Here is a 25,664-nt window from a genome sequence, read left to right on the forward strand (position 1 = left end):
ATAACTTGCCAGGGGCCTGCCACGCCGCGCATCGCACGCCCCGATTCAACCCCAGCGCCAGCGCTGAACTCCCTTATCCGCCATGCAGACCCGTAAAATCCCCGCCACCATCGTCACCGGCTTCCTGGGCAGCGGCAAGACCACCTTGCTGCGCCATATCATCGAGAACGCCAACGGACGGCGCATTGCGGTGATCGTCAACGAGTTCGGCGAGCTGGGCATCGATGGCGAGATCCTGAAGGGCTGCGGCATCGGCTGCGACGAATCCGGCCAGAGCAATGGCCAGCTCTATGAGCTGGCCAACGGCTGCCTGTGCTGCACGGTGCAGGAGGAATTCTTCCCGGTGATGGAGCAATTGCTGGAGCGCCGCGCCGATATTGACCACGTGCTGATCGAGACCTCCGGCCTGGCGCTGCCCAAGCCGCTGGTGCAGGCTTTCAACTGGCCCAGCATCAAGAATGCCTTCACCGTGGACGCGGTCGTTACCGTGGTGGACGGCGCGGCAGCCGCGGCCGGCCAGTTCGCCGCCGACCCGGACGCCGTGGACGCGCAGCGCAAGGCCGATCCCAACCTCGATCACGAGTCCCCGCTGCACGAGCTGTTCGAAGACCAGCTCGGCGCGGCCGACCTCGTCATCCTCAACAAGACCGACCTGATCGACGACGCGCAGCGCGCCGACGTGGAAGCGCTGATCCGCCCGGAGATCCCCGCCGAAGTGAAGATCGTCGGCGCGCAGGGCGGCAAGCTGGATATCGCGTTGCTGCTGGGCCTGAACCGCGCATCGGAAGACACCATTCACCTGCGCCCGGATCACCACGGCTCGGCGGACGATCCCGATCACGCAGACCACCATCACGATGCGTTCGATTCCGTCGTCGTGACGCTGGGCGAGGTGGACCGCGACGCGTTGATCGATGGCCTGCGCCAGCTGGTGGAGAGCCACACCATCTACCGCATCAAGGGCTTTGCCAAGCTGCCCGCCAAGCCCATGCGGCTGGTGCTGCATGGCGTGGGACGGCGCTTTGACAGCTACTTCGACCGCCGCTGGCTGTCGGGCGAGGCGCAATCCACGCGTATCGTCCTGATCGGCCAGGAGCTTGACCAGCCCACGCTGCAGGCTGCCCTGGAGGCCGCGCTGAGCGCCGCTGCCGTGCGCACGCCGTAAGGCATAGCGCATAAGGCATAACGCATAAGGAATAACGCCCACACCAGCCCAGGCACCCGATGCACTTGCTTTCCACCCGTCCGGGCGGCTTCGTCGACGATAACGCCGGCGTGGTGCGCATTGAACAAAGCCCGGCACAAATCGTGGTGCTCAGCGCGGCGGATACCACGCTGTCGCTGCTGGCCGGGGCCTTCCCGCGCCTGGGGAAGGATTTTCCCACGGTGCGGCTGGCCAACCAGATGTACCTGCGCCAGCCGGCTTCGCTCGACATGTATGTGGACGACGTGCTGCAGCACGCGCGCGTGGTGGTGGTCGACCATCTTGGCGGCGACAGCGACTGGCCCTACGGCCTGGAGCGGTTGACCGAACTGGCGCGCTCGCGCAACCAGCTGCTGGTGATGTTCTCCGGCGACCTGGCCGAGGACGCCAACCTGCTCGGGCGCGGCAACGCGCCGCAAGCGCTGGCCAGCAACCTGTGGCGTTACCTGCGCGAGGGTGGGGCGGACAACGCCGAGCAGTTTTTCCGCTGCCTGGCGCATCACGCTTTCGGCTGGGGCGAGCCCGCGCTGCAGCCGCGCGTGCTGCCGCAGGCGGCGATCTATCACCCGGCACACGGCGTGGCTACCGCGGCGGACTGGCTGCGGGAGTGGGCGCAGGATGGCCATGCCGATGCGCCGGTCGTGGCGCTGGTGTTCTACCGCGCCCACCTGCAGGCTGGCAACACCGCTGTGTTCGATGCCCTCATCGCCGCCTTGCGCGCAGAGGGCATGAACCCGCTGCCGCTGGCGGTCAACTCACTCAAGGACACGCTGTGCCGCGAGGTGCTGCGGCATCTGTGCGCCGGGCACGGCGCGGCGCTGGTGCTGAACACCACGGCGTTTGCCGTCTCGTCGCTGGACGCGCCTGAAACCCTGGAGCTCGCCGGTGACGCGCCGGTGCTGCAGGTGATCCTGAGCGGCGGCAACCGCGAGGACTGGCTGCAGGACAGCCAGGGCCTGGGCCCGCGCGACGTGGCCATGCATATCGCCATGCCCGAGGTGGACGGGCGCATCATTACGCGCGCCGTCAGCTTCAAGGGGCTGGCCTATCGCTGCCCCCATACCGAGGTCGACGTGGTGCGCTACCAGCCCGACGCGGAGCGCATCGCCTTCGTGGCCGAACTGAGCCGCCGCTGGTGCCGCCTGCGGCAGCTGGACAATGCCGACAAGCGCGTGGCGCTGGTGCTGGCCAATTATCCGGCCAACGAAGGGCGCATCGGCAACGGCGTGGGGCTGGATACGCCGGCCTCCGTAGTGGGCATTCTCGGCATGCTGCGCGAGCAGGGCTACCACTGCGAAGGCCTGCCCGCCGATGGCGACGACCTGATGCGCGGGCTCACGCAGGGCATCACCAACGACCTGACGCACCGCGACCTGCGGCCAGCGTTCCAGAGCCTGTCGATGGCCGACTACCTGGCTCACCTGAGCGGCCTGCCGGCGGACAACCAGCGCGCCCTTGCCGAGCGCTGGGGCAGCCCGGACCAGGACCCGATGGTGCGGCAGGGCCGCTTCATGATCGCCGGCGTGCGCAGCGGGCATCTGTTCGTCGGGCTGCAGCCGGCCCGGGCGTACGCGCTGCCGGGCGAGGAGGGCAGCGAGAGCTACGCCAGCTACCACGATGCCGATCTGGTGCCGCCGCATGGCTACCTGGCGTTCTACTTCTGGCTGCGCCACAGCTTCGGCGCCGACGCCATCGTCCACGTGGGCAAGCACGGCAACCTGGAATGGCTGCCCGGCAAGAGCGTGGCGCTGGCCGATACCTGCTGGCCCGATGCCATCCTCGGGCCGCTGCCGCATCTCTATCCCTTTATCGTCAATGACCCGGGCGAGGGCGCGCAGGCCAAGCGGCGCGCGCAGGCTGTCATCATCGATCACCTGATGCCGCCGCTCACGCGCGCCGAGAGTTATGGCCCGCTGCAGGACCTGGAGCGGCAGGTCGACGAATACTACGAGGCGCTGGCGGTGGACCCGCGCCGCGCGCGGATGCTGCGCAAGGAGATTCTGAAGCTGATCGTGGACCAGCAGCTGCATCGCGAACTGGGGCTGGATGCACCGGCGGATACCGATGGAGAAGACGCGCTGCTCAACCGCACCGACGCTTACCTGTGCGAGCTGAAAGAGTCTCAGATCCGCGATGGCCTGCACGTTTTCGGCGTGTCGCCGCAGGGCCGCCAGCGGCGCGATACGCTGCTCGCGCTCGGGCGCTTTCCGGTGGGCGACGGCAAGGGCGCGCAAGCCAGCTTGCTGGCTGCGCTGGCCGCCGACCTGGCATTGGGCGATGGCTTTGACCCGCTCGATGCCGACTGGTCCGCGCCCTGGCAAGGGCCGCGTCCGGCGCAGCTGGCCACGCTGGATGCCGGGCCGTGGCGCCATCATGGCGATACGCGCGAACGCCTTGAGATGCTGGCCATGGCGTTGCTCGGCGACGTGGCTGGCGACGTTGCCTTGCCGCGGGCCCGCGCCGTGCTCGCGCGTCTGCGGCAGGACGTGATGCCGCGCCTGGATGCCTGCGGCCCGCAGGAAATGCGGCAGCTATCGCGTGGGCTGGCCGGGCAGTTCGTGCCGCCGGGCCCCAGCGGCGCGCCCTCGCGCGGCCGGCCGGATGTCCTTCCCACGGGGCGCAATTTCTACTCGGTCGATACGCGCGCGGTGCCAACGCGCACGGCATGGACGCTGGGCCTGAAGTCTGCCAATCAGCTGATCGAGCGCCACCTGCAGGAGCACGGCGAGTATCCGCAATCCATTGGCCTGTCCGTCTGGGGCACCGCCACCATGCGCAGCGGCGGCGACGATATCGCACAGGCCTTCGCGCTGCTGGGCGTGCGGCCCAAGTGGGCAGCCGGCAGCTTCCGCGTGACCGACTTCGAGATCTTGCCGATGGCGATCTTCGACCGTCCGCGCGTCGACGTCACGCTGCGCGTGTCGGGGTTCTTCCGCGATGCCTTCGCCAACGTCATGCGCCTGTTCGACGCTGCCGTGCAGGCGGTGGCGGAGCTTGACGAACCCACCGAGGTCAATCCCGTGCGCGCCCGCATCGAGAGCGAGCGCGCGCGGCTGGAAGCCGAGGGCGTGCCCGCTCTCGAGGCGCGCCGCCGCGCCGGCTGGCGCGTGTTCGGCGCCCGCCCGGGCGGTTACGGCACCGGCCTGCAGGACCTGATCGATAGCCGCAACTGGCAGGGCGACAGCGATCTGGCGCGGGCCTACCTGCATGCCGGCGGCTACGCCTATGGGCAAGGCACGGATGGCGTCGAGGCGCGCGCCAGCTTTGCCGAGCGCCTGTCCAGCCTGGACGCGGTCGTGCAGAACCAGGACAACCGCGAGCACGATCTGCTCGACGCCAACGACTACTACCAGTTCCAGGGCGGCATGGTGGCGGCCGCGCGCGAGTTCGGCGGCGCGCAGCCGGCGATCTACCATGGCGACCACAGCAACCCGGCGGCGCCGCGCATCTGCACGCTGCAGGAAGAAATCAGCCGCGTGATCCGTGCGCGCGTGGTCAATCCCAAATGGATCGACGGCGTCAAGCGGCACGGCTACAAAGGTGCGTTCGAGATGGCCGCCACCGTGGACTATTTGTTCGGCTTCGATGCCACCACCCGCGTGGTGGCCGATCACCAGTACGCGCTGGTGACCGATGCCTATGTGAACGACGCCGGCACCCGCGCCTTCCTGCGCCAGCACAATCCGCGCGCGCTGCACGCCATCTGCGAGCGCCTGCTCGAAGCGGCGCAGCGCGGCCTGTGGCAGGAGCCGGGCGAGCGTCGCGCCCAACTGGAACAACACCTGCTCGACAGCGAGCAGGCGCTTGAAGGAATCCCCTCATGAATGCAACCGCCTGGCTCGCCCGCATGCCATTTCCCTTCAGCGCCCTGGTCGGCCAGCAGCGCCTGCAGCAAGCGCTGCTGCTCGCCGCGGTGGACCCCGGCATCGGCGGCGTGCTGGTCAGCGGCCCGCGCGGCACGGCCAAGTCGACCGCGGCGCGAGCCCTTGCGGAATTGCTGCCCGAAGGCCAGTTCGTCACGCTGCCGCTGGGCGCCAGCGAGGAACAACTGATCGGCACGCTCGACCTCGGCCACGTACTGAAGCAGAGCGAGGTCCGCTTTGCCCCCGGCCTGCTGGCGCGCGCGCACCAGGGCGTGCTCTATGTCGACGAAGTCAACCTGCTGCCGGATCACCTCGTCGACCAGTTGCTGGACGTGGCCGCCAGCGGCGTCAACGTGGTGGAGCGCGACGGCGTGTCGCACCAGCACGAGGCGCGCTTTGTGCTGGTGGGCACCATGAACCCGGAAGAAGGCGAGTTGCGCCCGCAGCTGCTGGACCGCTTCGGCCTGTCGCTGGCGCTGGAGAACTGCACGGACGCCGCGCAGCGCCAGGCGATCGTCAAGGCCCGGCTCGCGTTCGACAACGACCCGGTGGCCCTGCGCACGCGCTTCGCCACCGAGCAGGATGCGCTGACGCGAAAGGTGCGGCTCGCGCGCGGCGCACTGTCCGCGCTTTCGTTCAGCGATGCCGTGCACGAGCGTGTCAGCCACCTGTGCTTGGCCGCCGCCGTCGATGGCGTGCGCGCAGATCTGGTGATGCTGCGCGCGGCGCGCGCGCTGGCTGCCTTGCAGTGCGACGCGGCGGTGGTGCCCGCGCATGTGGACACCGTAGCGGAGCTGGTATTGCACCACCGGCGCCAGGAACCGCCCAACGCGGGCGGGCAGGCTGGTGAGCAGGCCAATGGCGCTGGCAGTGCGAATGGCAGCGGCGATGGCGATGGCCGCAATGCGGGCGGCGCAGCCGCCAACAACCCATGGGGCGCGCTCCCGCCCCCGCCGGCAAGTGCCGCGGCCGGCATCGCCCCGGTCAAGGGCGTGAGGCCGCTGCCCGCAAAAAAAGCCTGAGCCACCGGCAGGCCGCCGCCGAACCCGGGCAAGGCGGCAACCGGTGGCAAGCCCCTCGTTTTACTCCTCGTTTCGCCCCACTGCTCGCCGCGCCGCACGGCCGCCCGGGCAGCTCGCGCATCCACTGGACACGCACGCTGGCCGCTAAGGGCAGCCAGCCGTTTGCGCCCAGCCATCTGCGCTGGCGCGCACAGCAAGCCCACGCCGGCGTGCTGCACTGCTTCGTGCTCGATTGCTCGGCCTCGATGCTGCACGGCAGCCAGCTCGCGCTGGCCAAGGGCGTGCTGCTGCGCCTGCTGCAACGCGCCTACCAGGCGCGCGCCGAGGTGGCGCTGGTGTGCTTCGCCGCCGGCCGCGCCGAAGTCCGCCTGCAGCCGGCACGCGCCCGCCCATGGAGCGAAGCCTGGATCCGCCCGATCGCCGGCGGCGGCAGCACGCCGCTCGCACTCGGCATGGAGCGCGCCGGCCAGCTGCTGGCCCACGCCGCGCGCCGGCGCCCGGCGCAACAGCGCTGGCTGTGGGTGCTCAGCGACGGCCGCAGCATGGAGCAGCCACCGCGTCCGCATTGGGCCGATGCGGTGATGGTGGTGGATTTCGAGCGTCAGGCGGTGGCGCTGGGGCGCTGCCGGCAGCTGGCGCAGGGGTGGGAGGGAGAATATCTGGTGGCAGATGCGTTGATGGCGTGATGTTGCGCAAAGTCACCATAACCTCGGCTCCGGACGACCAGCGCATCGTTCCCCCTCGGATCTGAAATAGCGCAATGGAAGTCTCGGCGACCGGCGCTATCCTCGGCGCACTAAACCGCCAACCAGACCACCATGTAACTACCAAGGAACCCGATATGACTATGGATTTGAGCGCTGTGACGGTCCGTGCAACTGCAGAAGAAGACTGGGAAGTCCTTAAGACTATTCGTCTCGCCTCCTTGCAGGACAGTCCAACCGCGTTCGGCCTGAGTCACGCTACTGCAGCCGCATATAACGAACAGCAATGGCGCGAACGCGCATCACACGAGACGCGGCCAGAATTCCTGCTGGCCATGCAGCAAGAACAAGCGGTCGGTCTTATTGGCGACGCTGTCGGCCCGACGCAGGAATACAACCTGATTGCGATGTGGGTCCATCCTATGTGCCGCGGAAAAGGAATCGCGGAACGCTTGGTTGACGCAATCAAGACCCGCGCGATTGAGAGGGGGCACCGGAGGGTCGTCTTGAGCGTTTCACCGGACAACGTTCGCGCCGCGAATCTCTATCGTCGACAGGGTTTCGTCTTCTTGCCGGAATGGGAGGCCTTGGCCAGTCATCCCGGCGTCAAAGTCCAAAAAATGGAATGGCGCGCGGTTGATTGACCTTCGGTGCGAGTTCCCTGAGCGCTTGAGTGGCCGCTTCGGGCGAAGTCGAAGGGTCGCGGCGGGTCGGGAAGAGCCAACTGGCACCCCTCCCCTCTGTCGACCGGAGTCGGCCCAAAAGCAGGCACTCGCGCTCAAAGACAAATGATTGCGTTCCAGCTAGCCGCAAGGCGTGACTGTGTCTCGATGTGCGAGGCGGGCGAACGTCTGGGGTGGGCCGCGGGAATCGAGGTGGCCATTTGCATCTCCCCAGAAAACCCCACAATAGTTGGGTTATCGATTTGCCCGGACTTATTGCATAAAAAGCTAGAATTGCAATGCTTTAGATTTCGAGTCAGAAATCCATCGCACTAGAAATTAACAATAAGATTGAAGGGCAATAATGAAAACGATGAGTAAGTTTTTTGCCAGCCTCCTGCTGGCAGGGTCTCTTGCCGCCTGCGGCGGCGGTGGTGACGACGGTGGTGGCAGCTCGCTGAGCATCAATGCTACGGGCAGCGCTCCACAAGCGACGAGCGTCGGTGCAGGCCAGACCGCGTCCATCAACATCAAGTCGGGCGACTTCATTAAGCTGCAGGCGACCGAGCCGGTCAAGTGGCAAGCCGTGATTACCAGCACCAAGACGACGGTTACCAACCAGACGCTGACGGACACGGTATGGTCCGGCAACCTGATCAGCCCGGACGGTGACAGCATCGTTCTGACGGCGGCACTCGCCAGCAATCCCAACAAGGTATTTACGCTGAAGCTGGCGGTTGCCGCATCGACGCGTTATTCGGCAATTGCGCCAACGGTCGGCGAGGTAACGACGTTCAAGGAAACCTCGGTAACGATCGGTGGCACCAGCAACGTCAGAAACATTGCCTACACGACTTCGGCCGTCAACAACGGCGTGTTCACCATCAATGCCGTGAATCTGGCCGACAACTCGGCTTTCCGCAACTACACGCAAGATGGCGACCGCAATCGTCTGACCCAGACCTACCCGGCGACCAACAACGTCTGCACGTATACGCCCAAGCGTGGCCTGTACGATTTCCCGCTGTATGTGGGCAAGACGTGGAACAGCACGTGGCAATACGCTTGCCTGGTGGGCGGCGTATCCGGTTATCATGAAAACGCCAGCGTGGTGGGCAATGTCGAAGGTATCGAGTCAGTTACGACGGCTGCCGGTACGTTCAATGCACTGCGTATCAGCTATGTGATCTCGTACGCCAACTCGAACGATCCGGCTGGCTTCACGACCTATAACGAAACCATCAAGACATGGTGGTCGACGGAGTTGGGTCGTATTGTGAAGTGGCAAGATACCTATGGCTATCCGACCAGCTTCTCGGATCCGACTTACCTGAGGACTTACACGCAGGAACTGACCAGCGTGAAGTAACAGAGTGAGATGTAAGGAAAATGGCCAGCACAAGCTGGCCATTCAGATTGTTGACAAAGGCCACCCTGGTACAGGGTGGCCTTTGTTCATAATTGCGTGATGCTAAAGACGCCAATGCCTACCAGCACGAGCAACGCTGCGGAGTGTCTGCTTCGGAGCAACCTGACCGGCTGCAATGGGTCGGGAGGGGACGACTGGGTAGCGGCGGGCCGAGGTCATGAGGATTCTGCGGCCTCGGCCAGCTCCGCCATCGCCTGCCTTGCGGAACAAAGTTCTTCGTCGCCCATGCGACGGGCGAGTTCCGCTTTGGCCCAATTCCACACCGGGAACGCATCGACCACGAGTCGACGCCCGGATGTCGTCAGAGCTAGCCGCTTTCCAGCGCGGCCACGTCCGCCTTCAGCGCGAACCAAATCTCGGCTCTCCAGATTCTGAACATTTCGGCTGAGGGTAGTCGGATCGACCCCGGCCCTATCCGCAAGCTCGACGAGCGTCGCCCCCTCGGCCGCACCGATCCCAACCAAGAGGCTGAATTGCTCGGCCGTCAGCCCGAGCGGCTTGAAGCAGGCATTGTAATATCGCGTGAGTGCACGCGCCGTTGCACGAGCCTGGAAGCCCGGACACTCTGCTTCGACGCCCTTCAAAGATTCTGGATCAAAACCGTTCACGTCTACCTCCTTGACAACCCCCATCGTAGCATAATAGTGTATATGCATTATTGAGAGGAGGCACAATGCCGGCATACGTACACGTCAATCTACGCGTCATCGACTCAGCCAAGCAGGCCGCGCTCGCTCCGCGCTTTCAGGCGGCGCTAAAAGAGGCGGGCGGGCGGATTCTACATTTCGGTCCTGTTGCGCAGATTCTAGAAGGGGATGAGGTGCCGCTGCCGATGGCCGGCGTGTTCGAGTTTCCGACTCTCGCCCAAGCGGTAGCCTTCTACAATTCCGAGAGGTATGCGCCGATCAAGGCCGAACGTCGGGAAGCCCAGCAAGCGCGCATGTTCATAGTCGAAATGCACTCGTGAGTGACCGCTTTCGGAAGGCGTGACGGTCCGCAATGGAGCAGAAGCGGCGGCTGGCTGGCTGGCTGATTGCCGAGGTCCCTTCCCGGCCAAAACAAGCCAGTCGCGACTGCCCGCACGAATGTCTGAAATAGGGAGCTACACGGAGTTGGGATGGGGAAACCAACACGCAGACGTCATGAAAAACACCAACGTTTGAATATTCCCATCAGCAGTCACTTGCGCTCGCAGTCCGGCCAAATCGGGCAACGCAGTGCCAGACCCACTTGGCCATTTGATAGTCAAGCACGACATCCCGGGCGGTACCTATCTCCAGGGGAGTGACAACGCCATTGGCGCTGATCCTCGAAATCGCTTCGGCGACAGTTGGACTGCGAAATTGTGCGCAGCTGCCAAGGTGGTCGAGAGACAATCGGAATCCGTCGTGCCACTCAAGTATGCATCCGAGCGTGAGAGCCGCTCGTTCGACGGCGGTATCACGATAGCAGGGGTCCAGTACAATCGCCTCGACATCCGCGTTGACCTGTAGTTTCCCGTGCACATGCGCTTCGATATAGTTGTCGAGTACATCATCCAGATTTGAGACGTTCGCCTTTGCCAACTCGATCAGTGACATGCGATCGCTAACACCAAAATCCATTGGGTTTTGGACACTGTCAGGGTAACAAAATGTCGTTCGGGAAAGCACGTGAGGACGCAATCGAAGATGGCACGAACCGAAACGCGGGGAGCCTCCTACAGGTTCGGCTCGGTAGTTCAGCGCTCCGTATTTCGGACGTAGCGCCATATCTGCCTGATCGTAGGCCCCACCGAATATGCGGCTCTCCCAATTCCAGCGGTCGCCGCCCGGATAAGCGGTTATACCGCCATTACTCGAACCCGTTTCGAACTGCGACCGGTATATGCCGTCGCGTGCAATGGCTTCGATGGTCGTTATCCCATCGACTGCCGTGTCTGGATGAAAGTTCAGCGTAACGCTCGTCAATTCACGCAGCGGCAGACCAACCGATCGTTCCCGGATATGCTGCACAACTTGTTTGATAGAAGTGTCTGTCATGAGTCGAAACTGAACCTGAACATTTGCAGGAAGCGACCCTACGGCTGCCCCGACTTGTTAGTCAGTCATTCGGCTATTGCTGCCTTGGGTACAGCCTTTGTTTGTGCATTCTAAAACAGACACTCTAAACGTAAGGTGTGGACGTCCGAATTGAGTCGGGAAGCGACGACCGGCTGCCCGATGACCGAGATCCCTTCCCGGCCAATTTCGCTCGGTCAGCCCATGATTAATCAATGACTGATCCGCACCGATACGCGGACACCTGAGGTCGTGAATTCCGTGAAGCCGATTGCGGCGGCCAGGCATGCACGACGGACGGGCAGGCGAGAGCTCCTGCCCCGAGCGGCGGACTGACGTACGCCACCGCCGACGGCAAAGGCAGCCGGTTTGCCCCGTCCCAGTCATCAGTGCGCTGGGAACCATCATGAAGCAGGCTTGCTGCCGCCCCTGGCGGGATCGACCCGTGTCTTCACTTGGTCGCTATGGAATCCTCTGGCCATTCTCATACGCACCGACCGAGATTGTCGCACCATCGCCAGCTTGTCGGCCAGGGACTGCGGTTTCAAGAGTTCTCCTCCCGAGGCCTTCTCCAAGGCTGTGTTGACTTGCGTTTCTGCGGTCATGACTGCACTCGATTTCGTGATGTAGGGCGGCTTCCGGTAGCTTGCGTCCTCTTCCAGGCAGCGTATCGGTCAGGCATGCAAACCGCACATGGCCGGAAGCAGGCGGCGATAGCGATCGACTCGTCGAGAAAGAAGACTCGCTGTTTGATATAGCCCCCGCGGGCGATGGACTGCAGGGCCGCTCGACAATCCAATCTGCCGTAGATCCGCCCGCCTCGATGGCCACCGAGTGTGCCTGGCACCGAACTCTCATAGGGCTTGCCGTCCCGTCCGATCAGCGTCCAGGTTCTGGATTCGGTCATGGTCCGATCCACCATCCAGGCTCACACAACATGATGGAACGTGAGTTCCACGCCGATGCGTTCACCCTGCCGGACGCGACTGATCGCGTGCTTGAGGTTGACCCGATAGTCGCCACGCGTGCCTTTGAACGGGCGCTGAGCTGTCGTGATAATGGCCACATCGCCAAGTTTGAGCGGAACGACCAGTGGCCGTGATTGCATGCGTGGGCGCTGCTCCGTCATGACAAACTCGCCTCCGAGGAAGTCGTCGCCCGGTGTCGTAAGCAAGGCAACCACTTGCATCGGGAATACGTGCTCTGCATCGCTGCGTTGGTGTAACGCGACGTAGTCTCCGGCACTCAGCCGGCTCAAGTAAGACTGGCCGCGCTTCTGTCCCGCCGCGCTGCATTGCTGGAGGAACGCCGCCAATTCCTCTGGATAGCGGTAAGTTATGTCCAGTCGCTCGTTCCACGCGTTGGCAATTGCCGCGAGCTTGGGATAAAACGCTTCGCACAGCGACTGCCACGGGTCTGGTAAGTTCTGATCGAAATAGAACAGATCACCTTGCCCGAGTTCGGTGGTCGCCAATGGCATTCGGCGAGTCTTTCCGTCGAGATCGGTCCGCCGCGCCAGCTCGCGCGCCCGATCGGCTGCAAGCAGTCCCGGAATCACGGCGTAGCCGTCTGCCTCCAGGTGGCCATATATGGCAAACCAATCCAGTTGATCGAGCGCATCGGAGAATTGCGTCATGGCAGCATCTTTTCAGGTTTGAGCTTCGCGTTGGAGCAATTCGCGCTTCCGATCCACGCCCCAGCGGTAGCCGGCGATATCGCCATCGCGCCGCACGACGCGGTGGCATGGAATGGCCACGGCAATGTGGTTCGCAGCACAGGCCTGCGCTACGGCACGCACGGCCTTGGGAGCGCCGATGCGCTCGGCGATCTCCGCGTAGCTCACGGTCGTGCCCGGCGGAATCTCGCGCAGAACCCGCCAGACGCGCTCCTGGAAGGCCGTGCCCTGTACGTCCAACGGTAAGTGCAGACCGATAGCCGGTGCCTCGATGAATCCAACAACCTGGGCGATCAATTGCTCGAACTCAGCATCGCCGCCGATCAGCCTAGCCTTGCGGAACTGGTCCTGCAGGTCACGCACCAGCGCATCCGGGTCATCGCCCAACAGAATGGCGCAAATGCCGCGCTGGCTCTGCGCGACCAGAATGGCACCTAGCGAGCACTGTCCCACCGCGAATCGAATGACCGCCCCGGTGCCGCCTGCCAGGTAGTCTCGCGCCCGCATGCCCAGCAGATGGTCGGAGGCTTCGTAGAATCGGCTATTGGAGTTGAAGCCGGCGCCATAAATCGCGTTGGTGACCGAAGCGTTGGGTGTGCTCAATTCCTCCCTCAACTTGCGGGCACGATAGGCCGAACTGTAGGCCTTGGGGGTGAGGCCCGTTTCGGCCTTGAACAGACGGTGGAAGTGGAACGGGCTCATGCCGATTTCGGCTGCCAGGTCGTCGAGCTGGGGCGGTGTCTCAGACGCCTCGATCAGGCGGCAGGCATGCTCCACCAGCGCGGCGCGCTCGGCTGCCGCGCTGGTCTGGTCGCCACGTGCGCGGCGGCTGGGGCGGTAGCCCGCCGCTTCGGCAGCTTTTGCCGAGTCGAAGAACTCCACGTTTTCACGCTTGGGTAAGCGTGCCGTAGAGCTAGGCTGACAGTACACACCCGTGGTGCGCACGGCATAGACGAAGTGCCCATCGGCCGCGACATCCCGTGCCTGCACAGCCTCCCAACGGGTATCCTCGGTTTCGTAAACATGGGTCGTATTCATGGCGACAGTCCTGGAATCGTCAATCACAGAGACAGGATAGGCAGGAATTCATTCGCAAGAACTCCGATTCTTGCGAATGAATTTCATCATTTGGGCGGCAGTCGCCACAAGTACCAGGCCGCGATAGTCCGCCAGGGACTCCAGGCCCCGCCGATCTCGCGCATCTGCCGAGGTGTCGGCGCCTGCTCGAAGCCCTTCAGGCGCCGGTAGCCCTCGCGCACGCCGAAGTCGTCCGCAGGCAGGATGTCTGAGCGCTCCAATGAGTAGATCAGGAACATTTCGACGGTCCAGCGCCCCACGCCACGCAGGCAGACCAAGCGCTCGATCAGCGCGGCGTCAGGAAGGCGCCGAGCTTCATCGAGACTGGGCACGATTCCGTCCACCGCAGCCTGCGCGATGCCACGTAGGGTGGCCAGCTTGGTGGCCGAGAAGCCGCACGCACGCTGTGACTCGGGATCGGTCGACAGGAGTTGTGCCGGCGATGGGAAGGAGGCTGCCGGATAGAGCGCCAGCAGTCGCGCAAGAATCGCATCGCCGGCCTTGGCGTGCAACTGCTGGTAGGCGATGGCGCGCACCAAGGCTTCGTAGGGCTCGCGCCCAGGTTTGGCCTCATGTCGGCATGGGCCAACAATGGCGATATGGCGTGCCCAATCTGCATCCAGGCCGGACAAGTACTGAGAGGCCTGTTCGTACGCGCGCGCAGACAAGTCCGCTGCAATGGTATCGGCCAAGATCAGATCCCCGGCAGCATGGCAGTCTGTGGTTCGGGACGCTCTGGCGCGATTGCCCTCTCGTGTTCCAGTAGCCAGCGTTTACGGGGCACCCCCCATGCGTAACCCTTGAGGTCGCCATTGCTGGCGATGACCCGATGACACGGTACGATGATGGCGATCGGATTGGCGCCATTGGCTGCACCGATATCGATGGCCGCGCGCGGATCGTCGAAGCCCAGATCCTTCGCCAGCTTGCCGTAGGTCGTGGTCTTGCCGGCCGGAATGCGGCGCAGCGCGGCCCAGACCCGGCGCTGAAGCTGAGAACCAGCGGTCTCAGTCCGCAGGGCATCCAGCGCGCCTGATTCACCCGAAAAATAGCGGGCCAAGGCTTCTGCGATCTCGGAAGGGGCCGGAACTTCAACCAGCTCGACACTGCCATAGTGGTCGCGCAAGCTGCGATGCTGGCGCGCCTTGTGGTCGGCAAAATCGAGCCCGCGTACGATCTGCCGCGCATCGGTGACGAGCAGTAGGCCGCCCAGCGGCGACTCCAGATAGCTCAGGAACATTCGCATGATGCACTCCTTGTTGAATGAATCGGTGGCTCACTTGGGGTGGCCGATCTGCTCATCTCAGGCGGGTAACGCCCCAATCGCCAAACAAGTAGGCCTCGCCGCTTTCCATGTGCAGCTCGATAGCGCCGGTATCGCCGGTATCGCCGACCCGCCATTGCGCTGTACCAACGTCCACCAACGACTGGCAATAGGCCTCAATCTGGCGGCGCGCATCGGCCTGTTCGTTCGTCGGTTCTATGAATATCGAGTGCATGGGGGCGCCTTGGCGGCTGCAGCTACTCTAGTTGTGTCATCGCGGGAAAAAACTCCGACTCTTGCTCTTGAATTCCGATGCTCATCCCGCAGTTCGTCAGCGCAACCGACACGGCGAAGCCTTCAGGCGTCACCATGTGCCGAAATGGCGACATGGCCGCGATGTCAGAAATGGCGGGTATCAACTCGCTCGCATACGGCAGCGCGAATCCGCGCAGCACAAAATCGCCTGAACCCAGGCGCAGGCGTTTGCCACTTGCCTCGAAGCGCTCAAACGACTCCATGTTCACCTTGAATCGTGGAAGATAAGCCCCACCGTATGCCGCTTGCCGCTGCGGATGCGGCTGACGCCATGCCGCATCGCCACTTTCTTGATGCCGCGCAACCCCGTCGCTGGCCGCTGATTGACGGTGAATACCACCGCATCGCCCTGGCGCAGCGCGACGACATCGGCGCGTTGCCTTTTGGCCGAAAACTCCGTCATGACGAACTCGCCACCGGCGAAGTCCCTGCCAGGTTCCGACAAGAGAATTGCCACCTGCAACGGGAAAACGTGCTCGCCGTAGAGATCCTGATGCAGGCAGTTGTAGTCACCTTCGCCATACTGGAGGATTAGCGGCGTCGGCCGCGTCTGCCCGGACTGGTGACATCGGTCGAGGAATACATCCAGCTCATCCGGGTATTGCGTGTCGATTCCCAACTGCCGGTTCCAGCGGTTGGCGATCGGCACGAGTTGGGGATACAGTGCATGCCGCAGCCAATTGAGCAGCGGTGGCAACGGGTATGTGAAGTACTTGTATTCACCCCGCCCGAATCCGTGGCGAGCCATGACGATCCGAGCGCGAAAGCCTTCCTCCCTCGAGTACAGTGCCGCGAGCTCATCGCATTGCTCCGCAGCCAGCAGGCCAGGCAGGACGGCATTTCCATGGGCATCAAGCGAACGCTCCATGTCCATCCAGTCGCAAGTCAAGCTCTCCATGGGGCTATAGCGCTCCGCAATGGCCCTCATTGCGCGCGGAAGAGGGCGCAGATGCCCCGCTGGCTTCGTCCAACGAGAACCATACCCGGCAAAGTCTGGCCGACGGCGAATCGAATAGGGCCCTCTACCCGGGTTCTCGGGGCACGGAAGTTGTACTTGAACGTGGGAAAGGAACGAACTCTCATGGCAAATCGCTCGCGTCGGCTTTAGGGTGTCGTAAGTGTAGGCATTCACGCCCCCTGAGAAACTCCGATCTTTGCGGTTGAATTCTTTGGCGGCGCGACTTACCAGCCGGGGTATCTGGCGATGACAGGAATCCGCAGCCTCATCCTATCCGGCGCGCCCGGTTTCCTGCTCAGGCATTCTGAAATCACGCAACGTGGATCTGAGGTGCGCAATGAAGAAGCGTGGCGCGCCGCCATAGCGGCGTCGCGCCACTTCTCCTGATTGCTGGAGATCAGCCGCCGCCATGAATGGTGGCCTCCTTGATCAGGCCGAGCTGGGTCAGCGCAGCCACACCGTCGTCCAGGCCCAGTTCTTCCACGATCCTGCCGTCGATCACCCTCAGCACGGTAGTGCCGGTGAAGTGCATCTTGCGGCCAGATGCGGCAGGCAAACCGCCAATCAGGAAGTCATCAAATGCCGGGCCCGTGTGGATGCCGCCACCTTCCCACTGGCCGACGACATAGTCGCCTTCGGCGATCAGCTCAGCCGTGCCCCAGAAGTTGAGATCGGGGAACGCGGCACGAAAGCCGGTCATGAAGGCCTTGATATCCTCGCGACCACGGCGAGGCTCGTGCAGCGAATACTTGAGCCGCATGTTCGGGGCGGCAATCTCATCGATCACCGCCAGATTGACATTCTTGCCCCAGAATTCCGTGAACCAGCGACCGACGACGGCCTTGTTCTGCTCTTCTTTGCTCATGGAAAGGTCCTCACAGTTAGTTTCGGGAAGGGTCATCGAAACCATTCGATGCCCTGAGCAAGAGCATAGGCATCCCCGCCTTGTTCAAAACTCCGATTCTTGCTGCGCAAACCAATCCGAAGATCGACGCACCGTCCAGGCCAGTGACGGTACCTCATCGTCTGTGCGAGCGGTGCGCACTAGAGTGGCTAGCCGCTCCAGTGTCGCGTCGTGGATTCCATTGGCGCGCAAGCCTTCGCACGTGCGGGACAGACAGGCGTATTGGATTCAATCGCAAGAAGCGGAGAGCGCGGCCAGGACAGGCTGCCTACTCTTCATTGCGAGCCGGTCGCGACATGTCTTGGTTCCACGTGTCCGGTATCCACCCGCTATGTCCTCAAGCAAGGAGTCTGTCATGCCCATCAATGAAGTGCAGCCAGACGCCTATGCAGACCTTGGCGACATTTGGCTTCGGGATCAGTCGGCGCGACTCAAGCAGAAGTATCTGCAGTTTGGACGGCACTATCGGATGGATGTCGAGGCGCTGCTGGCTCGAAACGCTCAAGCGACTCGAATGGGCAGAGCCGCCGCAATGGCCGCCTCAAATCGTGGCCTGCCCACCGATTGCATTCGGCGGGCGACGATCGAAGCAATCGAACATTGCTCGCGGTTGAACGATCCGCTGGCGTGCGTGGCACTGCTGCCGGCGACCACCAAATCGGGTTCGCACCCGATGCCAGCATCGGAGCCGCGCGGCGAAATGGGGTTCGCAACACCTGGCGCCTTGTCGCCTGGCGGGCCAGTTCCTAAATGCCGAAGCTAACCGCCGGCGAGAGCGTGAACGACTCGCGCATGTCGCGCACCTCCTCGATCGGGGTACGGCCAAACAGGCGCTTGAACTCGCGGCTGAACTGGGATGCGCTTTCATAGCCCACGCGTCCCGCCGCCGCCGCTGCCGTCACGCCGTCGCGGATCATCAGCAACCGGGCCTGATGAAGGCGGGTGGACTTGATGTACTGGATCGGGGATGTCTGCGTCACCGTGCGGAAGTTGGCATGAAATGCCGGCACGCTCATGCCCGCTTCCTCGGCAAGGCCCGCGACGTTGAGCGGCTGGGCATAGTCGGCATGAATCCGCTTGAGTGCCCGCGCCACGCGTCCAAAGCGGCCATGATGGGCAAGCGCTGCGCGCATGGCGCTGCCTTGCTCGCCCGTCAGCACGCGATAGCAGATCTCACGCACGATGGCAGGCCCCAGGACCTGCGCGTCCAGCGGTGCCGTCAACGCCTCAAGTAATCGTATCGTGGCGTTGGCAAGGTCCGCGTCAAGCCGCGTGGAGACGATGCCGGTCGGATGCGACTCGGGATGAAGCCCGGCGGCCCCGATCTGCGTGATCAACTCGCTGAGTTCAATCAGGTCCAGGCGAATGGACACTGCGAGCATGGGCTCCTCTGGCGTGGCCTGCGTCTCTGTCGAGAATGGCAGCGGCACAGATAGCACGAGATAGTGCTGCGCATCGTAGACATAGACCCCGTCGCCGAGGAAGCCGAGCTTGCGCCCCTGACAGACAATCACGATGCTTGGCTCATACAGCACTGGCGTACGCCCGAGCGGGCGGTCGGAGCGCAYCAGCCGCACGCTGTCGAGCGCCGATTGGGTGTAGCCCTCATTGGGCGCCAGCCGCTCAAGCAGACGGACCATCGGGATGGAAGCAGGATAGCGGACCTTCGACACCGCTTTCTCCTTGTCTTGCGATGGTTGCCATTCTAGCCCCTGGCTCCGTGCCCGTCGTACGGATTGATAGAAATAGGCAAGAACGCCATCGATCCGTGTATTCGCCCCGGCGCCGGCCTTCTCTACCATTCATTCACCGGCCGACGAAACCGTATTCATTTCCTGGCGGCCGCTCCTGGCAAGGGGTCTCGCGCGGCAGTCGCCGCTAGATGCCTCCAAATCCGAACCGACAATAGGAGTATGCAAGATGGCAATTCCATCCACCGAATCGAAGGTCATCCTCATCACCGGGGCCAGCAGTGGCATTGGGGAAGGTGTCGCCCGATTGCTCGCCGCGCAAGGTCACCGCCTCGTCGTGGGTGCGCGACGCACTGACCGGCTGATCGAACTGACCGAATCACTGCAATCGGCTGGCGGCACGGTTCGCTATCGCGCGCTCGACGTCAGCTCGGCGGACGACGTTGCGGCATTTGCGCGCTTCGCGCTCGATGCCTTCGGCCGCATCGACGTACTGATCAATAACGCTGGCGTGATGCCGCTCTCGCCGTTGAATGCGCTGAAGGTGGCTGAGTGGAACCAGATGATCGACGTAAATATCCGCGGCGTGCTGCATGGTATCGCGGCCGTTCTACCGACGATGGAGCAGCAGGGTCAAGGCCAGATCATCAATATCTCGTCGATCGGTGGCTTGTCCGTATCGCCGACCGCAGCCGTCTATTGCGCCACCAAGTTCGCGGTGCGCGCCATTTCCGATGGACTGCGTCAGGAGACGGACAAGATCCGCGTAACCGTCGTCTGCCCGGGTGTCGTGGAGTCCGAACTCGCGGACTCGATCACCGACGACACCGCACGCACGGCGATGCAGGAATTCCGCCGCATCGCCATCACCCCAGGTGCGATTGCCCGTGCCATCGCGTACGCGGTGGAGCAGCCAGCGGATGTGGACGTGAGCGAGATCGTCGTGCGTCCGACAGCCAGCCCCTTCTGAACGCATGGAACGCATGGAACGCATGGAACCCATCGCGCAAGCCTATCAAGGAGAGCATCATGACGTCACGCAATGAAGCAACCGGCGCCTTCGCAGGCAAGGTCGCTATCGTCGGGCGCATTGATCAATAGCCCAACAGGAGCATCATCATGAATCCAGCATCCCGCACCTGGTTTGTCACCGGCGCATCGAAAGGCGTCGGTCAAAAGCTCGTCAGGCACCTGCTAGCACAGGGTCATCGCGTGGCAGCAACGTCCCGTACTGTCGGCTCACTGGCACAGGCGGTCGGTGACGCATCCGACAAACTCCTCCTCCTTGAGGTGGATCTGACCGACGACCATAGCGTCCATAATGCGATCGAGCGCACCGTACAGAGGTTTGGCTCGATCGACGTGATTGTGAACAACGCCGGCTATGCGCAGCAAGGGACCATCGAGGCGCTGTCCGACGAGGAGATTCGCCAGAACTTCGAGGTCAACCTCTTTGCCCCGCTGCTCGTGCTGCGGCACGCCTTGCCGCATCTTCGCGAGCAGCGGGGCGGTCACGTCATCAACATTGCGTCCATTGTCGGCTACCAAGGCGGCTACGCCGGCTGGAGCAGCTACGTGGCGAGCAAGTTCGCGCTGGCCGGCTTGACGGAATCGCTGGCTGCGGAAGTCGCCGAATTCGGCATCCACGCGACGGTGGTCTATCCGGGGCCGGTGCGCACCGACTTTCTGTCAAGCGGCGCGCTGGCGGTAGCCAGGCGCCAGATTGACCAGTACAACACGGCGGCCAGGGCTTCGCTCGACTTGCATCTCGGCACCCTGCATGGCCGCCAGGCCGGAGACCCGGACAAGCTGGCGCTGCTGATCATCCAGGCCGCGAGCGTCGAATCGCCGCCATTGCACCTGTTTGCGGGCAAGATCGCGAACGAGCTCGCGGCAGGCAAGGCCGAGGCGGTGGGGAAGGACCTCGACGCGTGGAAGGGTTCCTCTGAAGCCACCGATTTCATCGAGTAGCCGGAAGAGGTTATCCCGGCATTGTTGCTGGGGTACCCCTTCGCCGCAGGCATCGCCTGAGATCCGCCGGGCCTGCCCCATGAAGTTGGCCCTTCATGCGTCCAACCCTGGGTGGCTGCCTGCAATGGCGCTTCAGCCCTGCATGCACGTCGTCCCAGGCGCCCCTTTGGGTCGAGTCCCACCAGTTTCACGTGGATCTGGCAGGCGCCGCCAGTTTGAGACGTTCGACGTAGTTGCCTGGATCGTCGATAATCGACGGACGAGCGCGAGGGCTTATTTGGAGTGGAACGGCTACAAGCGGCCTGTTAACTGATCCTCGCCTAGATTCGCGTGCCAGAGGGTAGTTACCGTAGCGGGAGATCTTGGTTGAAAATCGTTCTGATGAGGCATGGAAAGCCTCAAATCGACAAGAAAAGCAAACTGAATGCAGCAGAGTTCGGCGTTTGGGTTGAGAAATACAATGCCGTCGGTATCGATACGAAGTACCCACCTCCACAGATCGCAATTGAGCAAGCCGATCAATGCGCATTTACCGTGTGCAGCAACCTGGTGCGCTCGTTGGAGTCTGCGAAACTTCTGGGTGTCAAGCGTATAGGTGTTTGTGACTCCATGTTCCGGGAGATGGAGATGCCCCATGCAGCGTGGCGCATCCCGAAACTCTCGCTACCACTGTGGTCGGTATTTTTTCGGCTTGCCTGGGCATTCGGATATTCAGAAAATGTAGAGCCATTCAAAGCGGCTAGAGAGAGAGCTTTCCGCTGTGCCGAGCATCTGGTCGAGATGGCTTCCACTCACGGTGCTGTGTTGTTTGTTGGGCACGGCTCACTAAACTGGTTCATTGCCAGATATCTCAAAAAAATTGGGTGGCTGTGTTCGGGAAAGTCGCCCAGAAAGTATTGGGAACACACTGTTTTTCACTTCCAACAAGATAACAATGCTGCCCGCTAATCGCTCTCATTGAACGGCCGCTTTCGTGACAAACGTCCGACCGCGGTGGGTTGTACCGGGACAGCCATAGCCTCGCGGCGGTGTCGACCACGACGCCGCCCGGCGGTGGGCAAGTTGCTGGCGATCGCGTTTCGTTGTGCTTCGGCCTGTTCGTAGGCCAGGCGGCGGCGCAGGACACGTTCGTCGGCTCCCGCATGGGCATCTCATCGACTACATGGATGGCATGGTCGAGCCAAGCCTAGCCGCAAGTAGAAGGACCAGCATCAGCAGAACAGCCTCGGCAGACAGGCTAAGCGCGAACGGTTTTCGGGCGGACGCATCGCCCTGTAGCAGGCGGGGTAATGCAATCCAACGGTTCCACGCGCCCAAGGCCGCGGCTAGTCCCACGACAGTCAGTTTGACCGTCAATCGTTGCTCATAGGCGCCGAATGAGACTTGCGCTGCGTCCAGTATTCGCCATACGTTGAATAGGCCACTCACGACAACCAGGGTCAGAGCCAGCGCGGCGACCTGCGACAGCCGTTGCAGGAAGGCCGTCTGCCATAACACATTGGCTTCAGGCCGGCGCAGTAGTATGGCCTGGGAGACCATCACGCACCCTGCCCATGTGCAGCCAGCGGCAATGTGGACAACATGTACGAGTACCGCCGCACTGAAGGTGCCAGCCTCGGCCGCATGACCCGTAGCGGCGCGTGCGCCCACGAACAGCGTCAGGCTGGCAGCCATGGCGCCACGCGGCCAACGCCCCGGCGGTCCCGCCGATTCTCCTGAACTGGCAATACCGGCCGCGATCAAGGCGACGGCGCCGAGCAACCACATGGCGCCGTTATGTGTATGCCGCAGCACGAGCCAGACCGTGGGGAAGAGTTCACCGGCCGGCTCATCCGCCAGCGCCAGCGCAAAAGCCGGCAGGTAAGCCAGGAAGACGCACGCCAATAGCAACAGGCAGCTTCGCATCCAACGCTGCGCCGAGTCGGGAGGCAATGCCGGCGACAGCGACCAGACGCCGAGTGTGGCGGCAAGCACCACCGACACGCCACCGCCTAGCCACCAACTCAAGGCGGTTGCGGGGTCTTCCATTACTCCACCGTGAAGCGATAGCGACCCTTGGTGCGGTGTCCATCGATGGAGACCACGTTCCAATTGACCGTGTAGTTGCCGGGAGCCAGCTTGTCGAGCGGCACGCGCAGCGTTTTTGGGGCGACCGCGTCGAAGGCCGCCTTGTTGGCCGTGACCTGCTTGCCGGCACCATCCGTCACTTCGATCTTGCTGAGTGGGCCTTCCAGAGGCTCGGAGAAATCGAGCCGCACCTCCTGCGGCGCGGCCTGCGTTGAATCGGCCGCGGGCGCTTGCTGCTGGAGATGCGTGTGCGACCATGCGGCAGCGGCGTACAGCAGGGCGATGGCGCCTGCGGTGATCCGGATGGGGGAGAACAAGCGTTGAATCGACATGGGGAATCTCGAAATACAATCTTCAGCCGGTCGATTCTATCGCACGGCCCGCACAAGTAGCCCTCACGGTATGTGCGAAAGCAGACCTAGGACACGAAGCCATCTCATCGCGCCGGTTCACAGCTGACCGCGACGCCCCAAGCGCCGGCGACGGGCGACGTCGTGCTGGCTTCTTAGAAGAGAGTGGCATAGCGTACAGAGTGCGGGGAGATGCGGCGTAAGCTGACTACATGAATGGACAGGGGGCCGTTTGCGATGACATCCGGCGCAAATGCCGATCCGGCGGCAGTGGGTGCGACTCGGTGTCACACCCCGGTCTAGCTGGATCAAGCCCAAAGCGTCCTTTCAGGCGGCGGCTCGCCACTATAATCAGCCACCCATTTTCGCGGCGCAACATGTCCTTCACCCATCGGCTCGTCTTCTGGCTCGCGCTGCTGGGCATGGCGTTGCACTCGCCATGGCCGCCGATGGCCCACGGGCAAGCGGCCGGGGGTATGGTAGATCACTCGATCTGCAGTGCGAGCGGCATACGTGTCGTCTCGGTAGACGATCAAACGTCCCTCGATCAGGACGCCCCTGGCAGTCACCAGAGCCTCGACGATTCCCTCTGCTGCCTGGTCTGCGCGGATCTCGCCAGCACTGTTGCAATGCCGCACGTGCCCTTTGTCTTTCAGCCTTACCTGAGACAACTTGGCCTTGTGCGGCCGGTGTTACAGCCGGATGCCTATCGGCCTCCGGGCATTCTTCGCGCGACGGCCCGAGCGCCGCCCTTGGCATGATCGGCTTCGCCTGATCGCCCGCGCGCTGTACGGGCGCGCGCCCATGCCACGGGCGGACTACCGGTCCGCCCCCGTATCGCCCTGAACACCATGAATCCGATCCTTCGCGCCGGCACCGCGGGTGCCGCCTTGCTGCTTCCCTCGTTTGCGTTCGCCTGTGCCACCTGCGGCTGCTCACTCAGCGCCGATGCCGCCATGGGCTACTCCACAATGCCGGGCTGGCGCATCAGCTTCGACTACAGCTTCATCAACCAGAACCAACTGCGCCATGGGACAGGATCCGTCCCCGCCACGCAGGCTGCCGCAATCAACGACGCTGGCGGCGGCCAGGAGGTGGAGAAGCAGACAATCAACCGTTACTACAACCTGGGACTGAGCTACAGCCCGAATAGTAGTTGGAGCTTTAGCACTATTGTTCCCATCATTGACCGCAGTCACACCACGTACGGCAATGCGACTTCCGACCAGCTCACGCCGGACAACGTGAGTGGTGTGACCGCCAGTGGCCTGGGCGATATCAAGCTCATTGGCACCTACCAGGGATTCCTGCCCACCCGAAACCTGGGTGTGCAACTTGGCGTGAAGCTGCCCACGGGCGCCTACGGAGGCCAGAATGTCGCCACCGGCGCCACCGTGGGCCGCCGCCCGGTGTTCTTCTCGTCAGGCCCGAATGCGGCTGCTGGCCAGGCGCTCGACGCCAGCCTGCAGCCCGGTACCGGCAGCACCGACCTGATTCTTGGCGCGTACTATTACCAGCCGGTCAGCCAGAATTTCGATGCGTTCATCAACGGCCAATTCCAGGCGGCGGTGATGCAACGCCTGCACGACTTCAATGCGGACTATCGTCCCGGCAATCTCCTGACCGTGAGCACCGGCCTGCGCTACGTAGCCAACCCAAAGGTGGTGCCCCAACTACAGTTCAATTTCACTCGCAAGAGCGCAGACCAGGGTGCACTCGCCGATACCATCAGTACTGGAGGTAGCGTGCTCTACCTGAGCCCCGGGGTCACCGTCGCGGTGAGCGAGCACGTGCGCGTGTACGCCTTTGTGCAGAAGGCAATCTATAGCAATCTTCAGGGATATCAGCTCTTCCCTCGCTGGACTGGCAACTTGGGGGTGTCCTATGCGTTCTGATCTCTCGTCTCGTCGCGACTGGATCCGGAAGGCCGCCGCTCTTGCCTGCGGACCATCGCTTGCTGGCTGGCACGCATCGGCGAGCGCGGAGAGCCTGGCGGTGGGGCGGCCTGCGCCACCGCTGGCGCTGCGCACGCTCGACGGGCGTACCATCGATACGCGGGACCTGCATGGCCAGGTAGTCGTACTCACGTTCTGGGCGACGTGGTGCGGCCCGTGCCACACAGAGCTTCCTGTCTTGTCGGCCTATGCGGCGGCGCACGCCCGCGAAGGGCTGACCGTGCTCGGCTTCAGCCTGGACACGCCGGACTCGCTCGCCGATGTGCGCAAGATGGCTGCCAGCCTCGCCTTTCCGGTAGGGCTGCTGGGTAGTGCCTACGCGGGTGGCTACGGCCGGGTCTGGCGCCTTCCAGTGAACTTCACCATCGACCGCGCGGGGATCCTCGCCGATAACGGCTGGGATGATGCCAGCCCGGCCTGGACAGCCGAGCGGCTGGAGCAGGTCGTCACGCCTTTGCTGAAGCGGTAGCTGTCTGATCGAGATTAGCGCCAAGCGGTTATCCGTCCCACCATA

28 protein-coding genes are annotated in these 25,664 nt (G+C 63.1%); 14 read left to right on the forward strand and 14 right to left on the reverse strand.

Going from position 1 to position 25,664, the window contains the following annotated elements; all coding sequences use genetic code 11:
• The first annotated feature begins 82 nt into the window (after positions 1-82).
• The 6 genes from cobW to AB4061_RS24270 all read left to right on the forward strand — a co-directional run bounded on the left by cobW (position 83) and on the right by AB4061_RS24270 (position 8,824).
• Positions 83-1,165, forward strand: a complete 1,083-nt coding sequence (gene cobW, locus AB4061_RS24245; protein ID WP_441638245.1) for a cobalamin biosynthesis protein CobW — start codon at positions 83-85, stop codon at positions 1,163-1,165.
• A gap of 59 nt (positions 1,166-1,224) precedes the next feature.
• Positions 1,225-5,028 (forward strand): cobaltochelatase subunit CobN, encoded by a 3,804-nt coding sequence (gene cobN / locus AB4061_RS24250; RefSeq protein ID WP_441638247.1) that lies wholly within the window; start codon positions 1,225-1,227, stop codon positions 5,026-5,028.
• Complete coding sequence (locus AB4061_RS24255) at positions 5,025-6,089, forward strand: ATP-binding protein (RefSeq protein WP_441638249.1); 1,065 nt, start codon at positions 5,025-5,027, stop codon at positions 6,087-6,089. The genes cobN and AB4061_RS24255 overlap by 4 nt, the downstream gene beginning before the upstream one ends.
• A 209-nt stretch (positions 6,090-6,298) precedes the next feature.
• Complete coding sequence (locus tag AB4061_RS24260) at positions 6,299-6,775, forward strand: vWA domain-containing protein (protein ID WP_441638251.1); 477 nt, start codon at positions 6,299-6,301, stop codon at positions 6,773-6,775.
• 155 nt (positions 6,776-6,930) lie between these two features.
• Complete coding sequence (locus tag AB4061_RS24265) at positions 6,931-7,437, forward strand: GNAT family N-acetyltransferase (protein WP_441638253.1); 507 nt, start codon at positions 6,931-6,933, stop codon at positions 7,435-7,437.
• Positions 7,438-7,828: 391 nt separating this feature from the next.
• Positions 7,829-8,824 (forward strand): hypothetical protein, encoded by a 996-nt coding sequence (locus AB4061_RS24270; RefSeq protein ID WP_441638255.1) that lies wholly within the window; start codon positions 7,829-7,831, stop codon positions 8,822-8,824.
• Positions 8,825-9,039: 215 nt separating this feature from the next.
• On the opposite strand, the gene AB4061_RS24275 is transcribed toward AB4061_RS24270, so the two are convergent.
• Positions 9,040-9,492, reverse strand: a complete 453-nt coding sequence (locus AB4061_RS24275) for a MarR family winged helix-turn-helix transcriptional regulator (RefSeq protein ID WP_441638257.1) — start codon at positions 9,490-9,492, stop codon at positions 9,040-9,042.
• Positions 9,493-9,557: 65 nt separating this feature from the next.
• On the opposite strand from AB4061_RS24275, the gene AB4061_RS24280 reads away from it, so the two are divergent.
• The gene (locus tag AB4061_RS24280) at positions 9,558-9,851 is read left to right on the forward strand and encodes a DUF1330 domain-containing protein (RefSeq protein ID WP_441638259.1); all 294 of its coding nucleotides are present in this window, start codon (positions 9,558-9,560) and stop codon (positions 9,849-9,851) included.
• Between the two features lie 205 nt (positions 9,852-10,056).
• On the opposite strand, the gene AB4061_RS24285 is transcribed toward AB4061_RS24280, so the two are convergent.
• The 10 genes from AB4061_RS24285 to AB4061_RS24330 form a co-directional block, all read right to left on the reverse strand.
• Positions 10,057-10,905, reverse strand: a complete 849-nt coding sequence (locus tag AB4061_RS24285; RefSeq protein ID WP_441638261.1) for a DUF3626 domain-containing protein — start codon at positions 10,903-10,905, stop codon at positions 10,057-10,059.
• Positions 10,906-11,524: 619 nt separating this feature from the next.
• Positions 11,525-11,830, reverse strand: coding sequence for a metal-binding protein (locus AB4061_RS24290; RefSeq protein ID WP_441638263.1), 306 nt, complete (start codon positions 11,828-11,830; stop codon positions 11,525-11,527).
• A gap of 21 nt (positions 11,831-11,851) precedes the next feature.
• Entirely contained in the window at positions 11,852-12,559 is a 708-nt protein-coding gene (locus AB4061_RS24295) for a 2OG-Fe(II) oxygenase (RefSeq protein ID WP_441638264.1), read from the reverse strand.
• 12 nt (positions 12,560-12,571) lie between these two features.
• Positions 12,572-13,636, reverse strand: a complete 1,065-nt coding sequence (gene ada / locus AB4061_RS24300) for a bifunctional DNA-binding transcriptional regulator/O6-methylguanine-DNA methyltransferase Ada (protein ID WP_441638266.1) — start codon at positions 13,634-13,636, stop codon at positions 12,572-12,574.
• Between the two features lie 86 nt (positions 13,637-13,722).
• Positions 13,723-14,367 (reverse strand): DNA-3-methyladenine glycosylase family protein, encoded by a 645-nt coding sequence (locus AB4061_RS24305; protein WP_441638268.1) that lies wholly within the window; start codon positions 14,365-14,367, stop codon positions 13,723-13,725.
• Between the two features lie 2 nt (positions 14,368-14,369).
• Positions 14,370-14,921, reverse strand: coding sequence for a methylated-DNA--[protein]-cysteine S-methyltransferase (locus AB4061_RS24310; protein ID WP_441638270.1), 552 nt, complete (start codon positions 14,919-14,921; stop codon positions 14,370-14,372).
• A gap of 52 nt (positions 14,922-14,973) precedes the next feature.
• A complete protein-coding gene (locus tag AB4061_RS24315) occupies positions 14,974-15,174 on the reverse strand; it encodes a hypothetical protein (RefSeq protein WP_441638272.1) in 201 nt (66 codons plus the stop codon).
• Positions 15,175-15,196: 22 nt separating this feature from the next.
• On the reverse strand, positions 15,197-15,463 hold the full coding sequence (locus AB4061_RS24320; protein WP_441638274.1) for a hypothetical protein: 267 nt from the start codon (positions 15,461-15,463) through the stop codon (positions 15,197-15,199).
• On the reverse strand, positions 15,460-16,152 hold the full coding sequence (locus AB4061_RS24325) for a 2OG-Fe(II) oxygenase (protein ID WP_441638276.1): 693 nt from the start codon (positions 16,150-16,152) through the stop codon (positions 15,460-15,462). Before AB4061_RS24325 ends, AB4061_RS24320 begins: the two co-directional genes overlap by 4 nt.
• Positions 16,153-16,609: 457 nt before the next feature.
• Entirely contained in the window at positions 16,610-17,077 is a 468-nt protein-coding gene (locus AB4061_RS24330) for an ester cyclase (RefSeq protein ID WP_441638278.1), read from the reverse strand.
• Between the two features lie 394 nt (positions 17,078-17,471).
• Here AB4061_RS24330 and AB4061_RS24335 point away from each other — a divergent pair, with 394 nt between their 5' ends.
• The gene (locus AB4061_RS24335) at positions 17,472-17,879 is read left to right on the forward strand and encodes a hypothetical protein (protein WP_441638280.1); all 408 of its coding nucleotides are present in this window, start codon (positions 17,472-17,474) and stop codon (positions 17,877-17,879) included.
• On the opposite strand, the gene AB4061_RS24340 is transcribed toward AB4061_RS24335, so the two are convergent.
• On the reverse strand, positions 17,863-18,756 hold the full coding sequence (locus tag AB4061_RS24340; protein ID WP_441638359.1) for an AraC family transcriptional regulator N-terminal domain-containing protein: 894 nt from the start codon (positions 18,754-18,756) through the stop codon (positions 17,863-17,865). The genes AB4061_RS24335 and AB4061_RS24340 overlap by 17 nt on opposite strands.
• Before the next feature lie 280 nt (positions 18,757-19,036).
• On the opposite strand from AB4061_RS24340, the gene AB4061_RS24345 reads away from it, so the two are divergent.
• The 3 genes from AB4061_RS24345 to AB4061_RS24355 all read left to right on the forward strand — a co-directional run bounded on the left by AB4061_RS24345 (position 19,037) and on the right by AB4061_RS24355 (position 21,726).
• Positions 19,037-19,777: an SDR family oxidoreductase gene (locus tag AB4061_RS24345; RefSeq protein WP_441638282.1), complete on the forward strand. Its 741-nt coding sequence runs from the start codon at positions 19,037-19,039 to the stop codon at positions 19,775-19,777.
• Between the two features lie 149 nt (positions 19,778-19,926).
• Positions 19,927-20,778, forward strand: coding sequence for an SDR family oxidoreductase (locus tag AB4061_RS24350; protein ID WP_441638284.1), 852 nt, complete (start codon positions 19,927-19,929; stop codon positions 20,776-20,778).
• 366 nt (positions 20,779-21,144) lie between these two features.
• Positions 21,145-21,726: a histidine phosphatase family protein gene (locus AB4061_RS24355; protein WP_441638287.1), complete on the forward strand. Its 582-nt coding sequence runs from the start codon at positions 21,145-21,147 to the stop codon at positions 21,724-21,726.
• A 210-nt stretch (positions 21,727-21,936) separates the two neighbouring features.
• On the opposite strand, the gene AB4061_RS24360 is transcribed toward AB4061_RS24355, so the two are convergent.
• Together AB4061_RS24360 and copC are read right to left on the reverse strand one after the other, a co-directional pair.
• Positions 21,937-22,806, reverse strand: a complete 870-nt coding sequence (locus AB4061_RS24360; RefSeq protein ID WP_441638289.1) for a copper resistance D family protein — start codon at positions 22,804-22,806, stop codon at positions 21,937-21,939.
• Positions 22,806-23,177: a copper homeostasis periplasmic binding protein CopC gene (copC, locus tag AB4061_RS24365; RefSeq protein WP_441638291.1), complete on the reverse strand. Its 372-nt coding sequence runs from the start codon at positions 23,175-23,177 to the stop codon at positions 22,806-22,808. The genes AB4061_RS24360 and copC overlap by 1 nt, the downstream gene beginning before the upstream one ends.
• Positions 23,178-23,572: 395 nt before the next feature.
• Between copC and AB4061_RS24370 the strand changes: the two genes are divergently transcribed.
• From AB4061_RS24370 to AB4061_RS24380, 3 genes are all read left to right on the forward strand, one after another.
• A complete protein-coding gene (locus AB4061_RS24370; RefSeq protein WP_441638293.1) occupies positions 23,573-23,956 on the forward strand; it encodes a DUF2946 family protein in 384 nt (127 codons plus the stop codon).
• A 90-nt stretch (positions 23,957-24,046) separates the two neighbouring features.
• Entirely contained in the window at positions 24,047-25,090 is a 1,044-nt protein-coding gene (locus AB4061_RS24375) for a transporter (protein ID WP_441638295.1), read from the forward strand.
• Positions 25,080-25,619: a TlpA disulfide reductase family protein gene (locus tag AB4061_RS24380; RefSeq protein ID WP_441638297.1), complete on the forward strand. Its 540-nt coding sequence runs from the start codon at positions 25,080-25,082 to the stop codon at positions 25,617-25,619. The genes AB4061_RS24375 and AB4061_RS24380 overlap by 11 nt, the downstream gene beginning before the upstream one ends.
• Positions 25,620-25,664: the final 45 nt, after the last annotated feature.

This window comes from Cupriavidus sp. YAF13 (assembly GCF_052113425.1).
In the GTDB taxonomy this organism is placed as follows: domain Bacteria; phylum Pseudomonadota; class Gammaproteobacteria; order Burkholderiales; family Burkholderiaceae; genus Cupriavidus.

Coding starts and splice junctions, on each gene's coding strand:
- AB4061_RS24265 (WP_441638253.1), top strand. CDS start 6,931: ATGACTATGGATTTGAGCGCTGTGACGGTCCGTGCAACTGCAGAAGAA.
- AB4061_RS24290 (WP_441638263.1), bottom strand. CDS start 11,830: ATGACCGAATCCAGAACCTGGACGCTGATCGGACGGGACGGCAAGCCC.
- AB4061_RS24375 (WP_441638295.1), top strand. CDS start 24,047: ATGAATCCGATCCTTCGCGCCGGCACCGCGGGTGCCGCCTTGCTGCTT.
- AB4061_RS24270 (WP_441638255.1), top strand. CDS start 7,829: ATGAGTAAGTTTTTTGCCAGCCTCCTGCTGGCAGGGTCTCTTGCCGCC.
- AB4061_RS24280 (WP_441638259.1), top strand. CDS start 9,558: ATGCCGGCATACGTACACGTCAATCTACGCGTCATCGACTCAGCCAAG.
- ada (WP_441638266.1), bottom strand. CDS start 13,636: ATGAATACGACCCATGTTTACGAAACCGAGGATACCCGTTGGGAGGCT.
- AB4061_RS24380 (WP_441638297.1), top strand. CDS start 25,080: ATGCGTTCTGATCTCTCGTCTCGTCGCGACTGGATCCGGAAGGCCGCC.
- AB4061_RS24310 (WP_441638270.1), bottom strand. CDS start 14,921: ATGCGAATGTTCCTGAGCTATCTGGAGTCGCCGCTGGGCGGCCTACTG.
- AB4061_RS24325 (WP_441638276.1), bottom strand. CDS start 16,152: ATGGAGAGCTTGACTTGCGACTGGATGGACATGGAGCGTTCGCTTGAT.
- AB4061_RS24370 (WP_441638293.1), top strand. CDS start 23,573: ATGTCCTTCACCCATCGGCTCGTCTTCTGGCTCGCGCTGCTGGGCATG.
- AB4061_RS24255 (WP_441638249.1), top strand. CDS start 5,025: ATGAATGCAACCGCCTGGCTCGCCCGCATGCCATTTCCCTTCAGCGCC.
- AB4061_RS24335 (WP_441638280.1), top strand. CDS start 17,472: ATGCCCATCAATGAAGTGCAGCCAGACGCCTATGCAGACCTTGGCGAC.
- AB4061_RS24345 (WP_441638282.1), top strand. CDS start 19,037: ATGGCAATTCCATCCACCGAATCGAAGGTCATCCTCATCACCGGGGCC.
- AB4061_RS24285 (WP_441638261.1), bottom strand. CDS start 10,905: ATGACAGACACTTCTATCAAACAAGTTGTGCAGCATATCCGGGAACGA.
- AB4061_RS24295 (WP_441638264.1), bottom strand. CDS start 12,559: ATGACGCAATTCTCCGATGCGCTCGATCAACTGGATTGGTTTGCCATA.
- cobW (WP_441638245.1), top strand. CDS start 83: ATGCAGACCCGTAAAATCCCCGCCACCATCGTCACCGGCTTCCTGGGC.
- cobN (WP_441638247.1), top strand. CDS start 1,225: ATGCACTTGCTTTCCACCCGTCCGGGCGGCTTCGTCGACGATAACGCC.
- AB4061_RS24315 (WP_441638272.1), bottom strand. CDS start 15,174: ATGCACTCGATATTCATAGAACCGACGAACGAACAGGCCGATGCGCGC.
- copC (WP_441638291.1), bottom strand. CDS start 23,177: ATGTCGATTCAACGCTTGTTCTCCCCCATCCGGATCACCGCAGGCGCC.
- AB4061_RS24330 (WP_441638278.1), bottom strand. CDS start 17,077: ATGAGCAAAGAAGAGCAGAACAAGGCCGTCGTCGGTCGCTGGTTCACG.
- AB4061_RS24350 (WP_441638284.1), top strand. CDS start 19,927: ATGAATCCAGCATCCCGCACCTGGTTTGTCACCGGCGCATCGAAAGGC.
- AB4061_RS24360 (WP_441638289.1), bottom strand. CDS start 22,806: ATGGAAGACCCCGCAACCGCCTTGAGTTGGTGGCTAGGCGGTGGCGTG.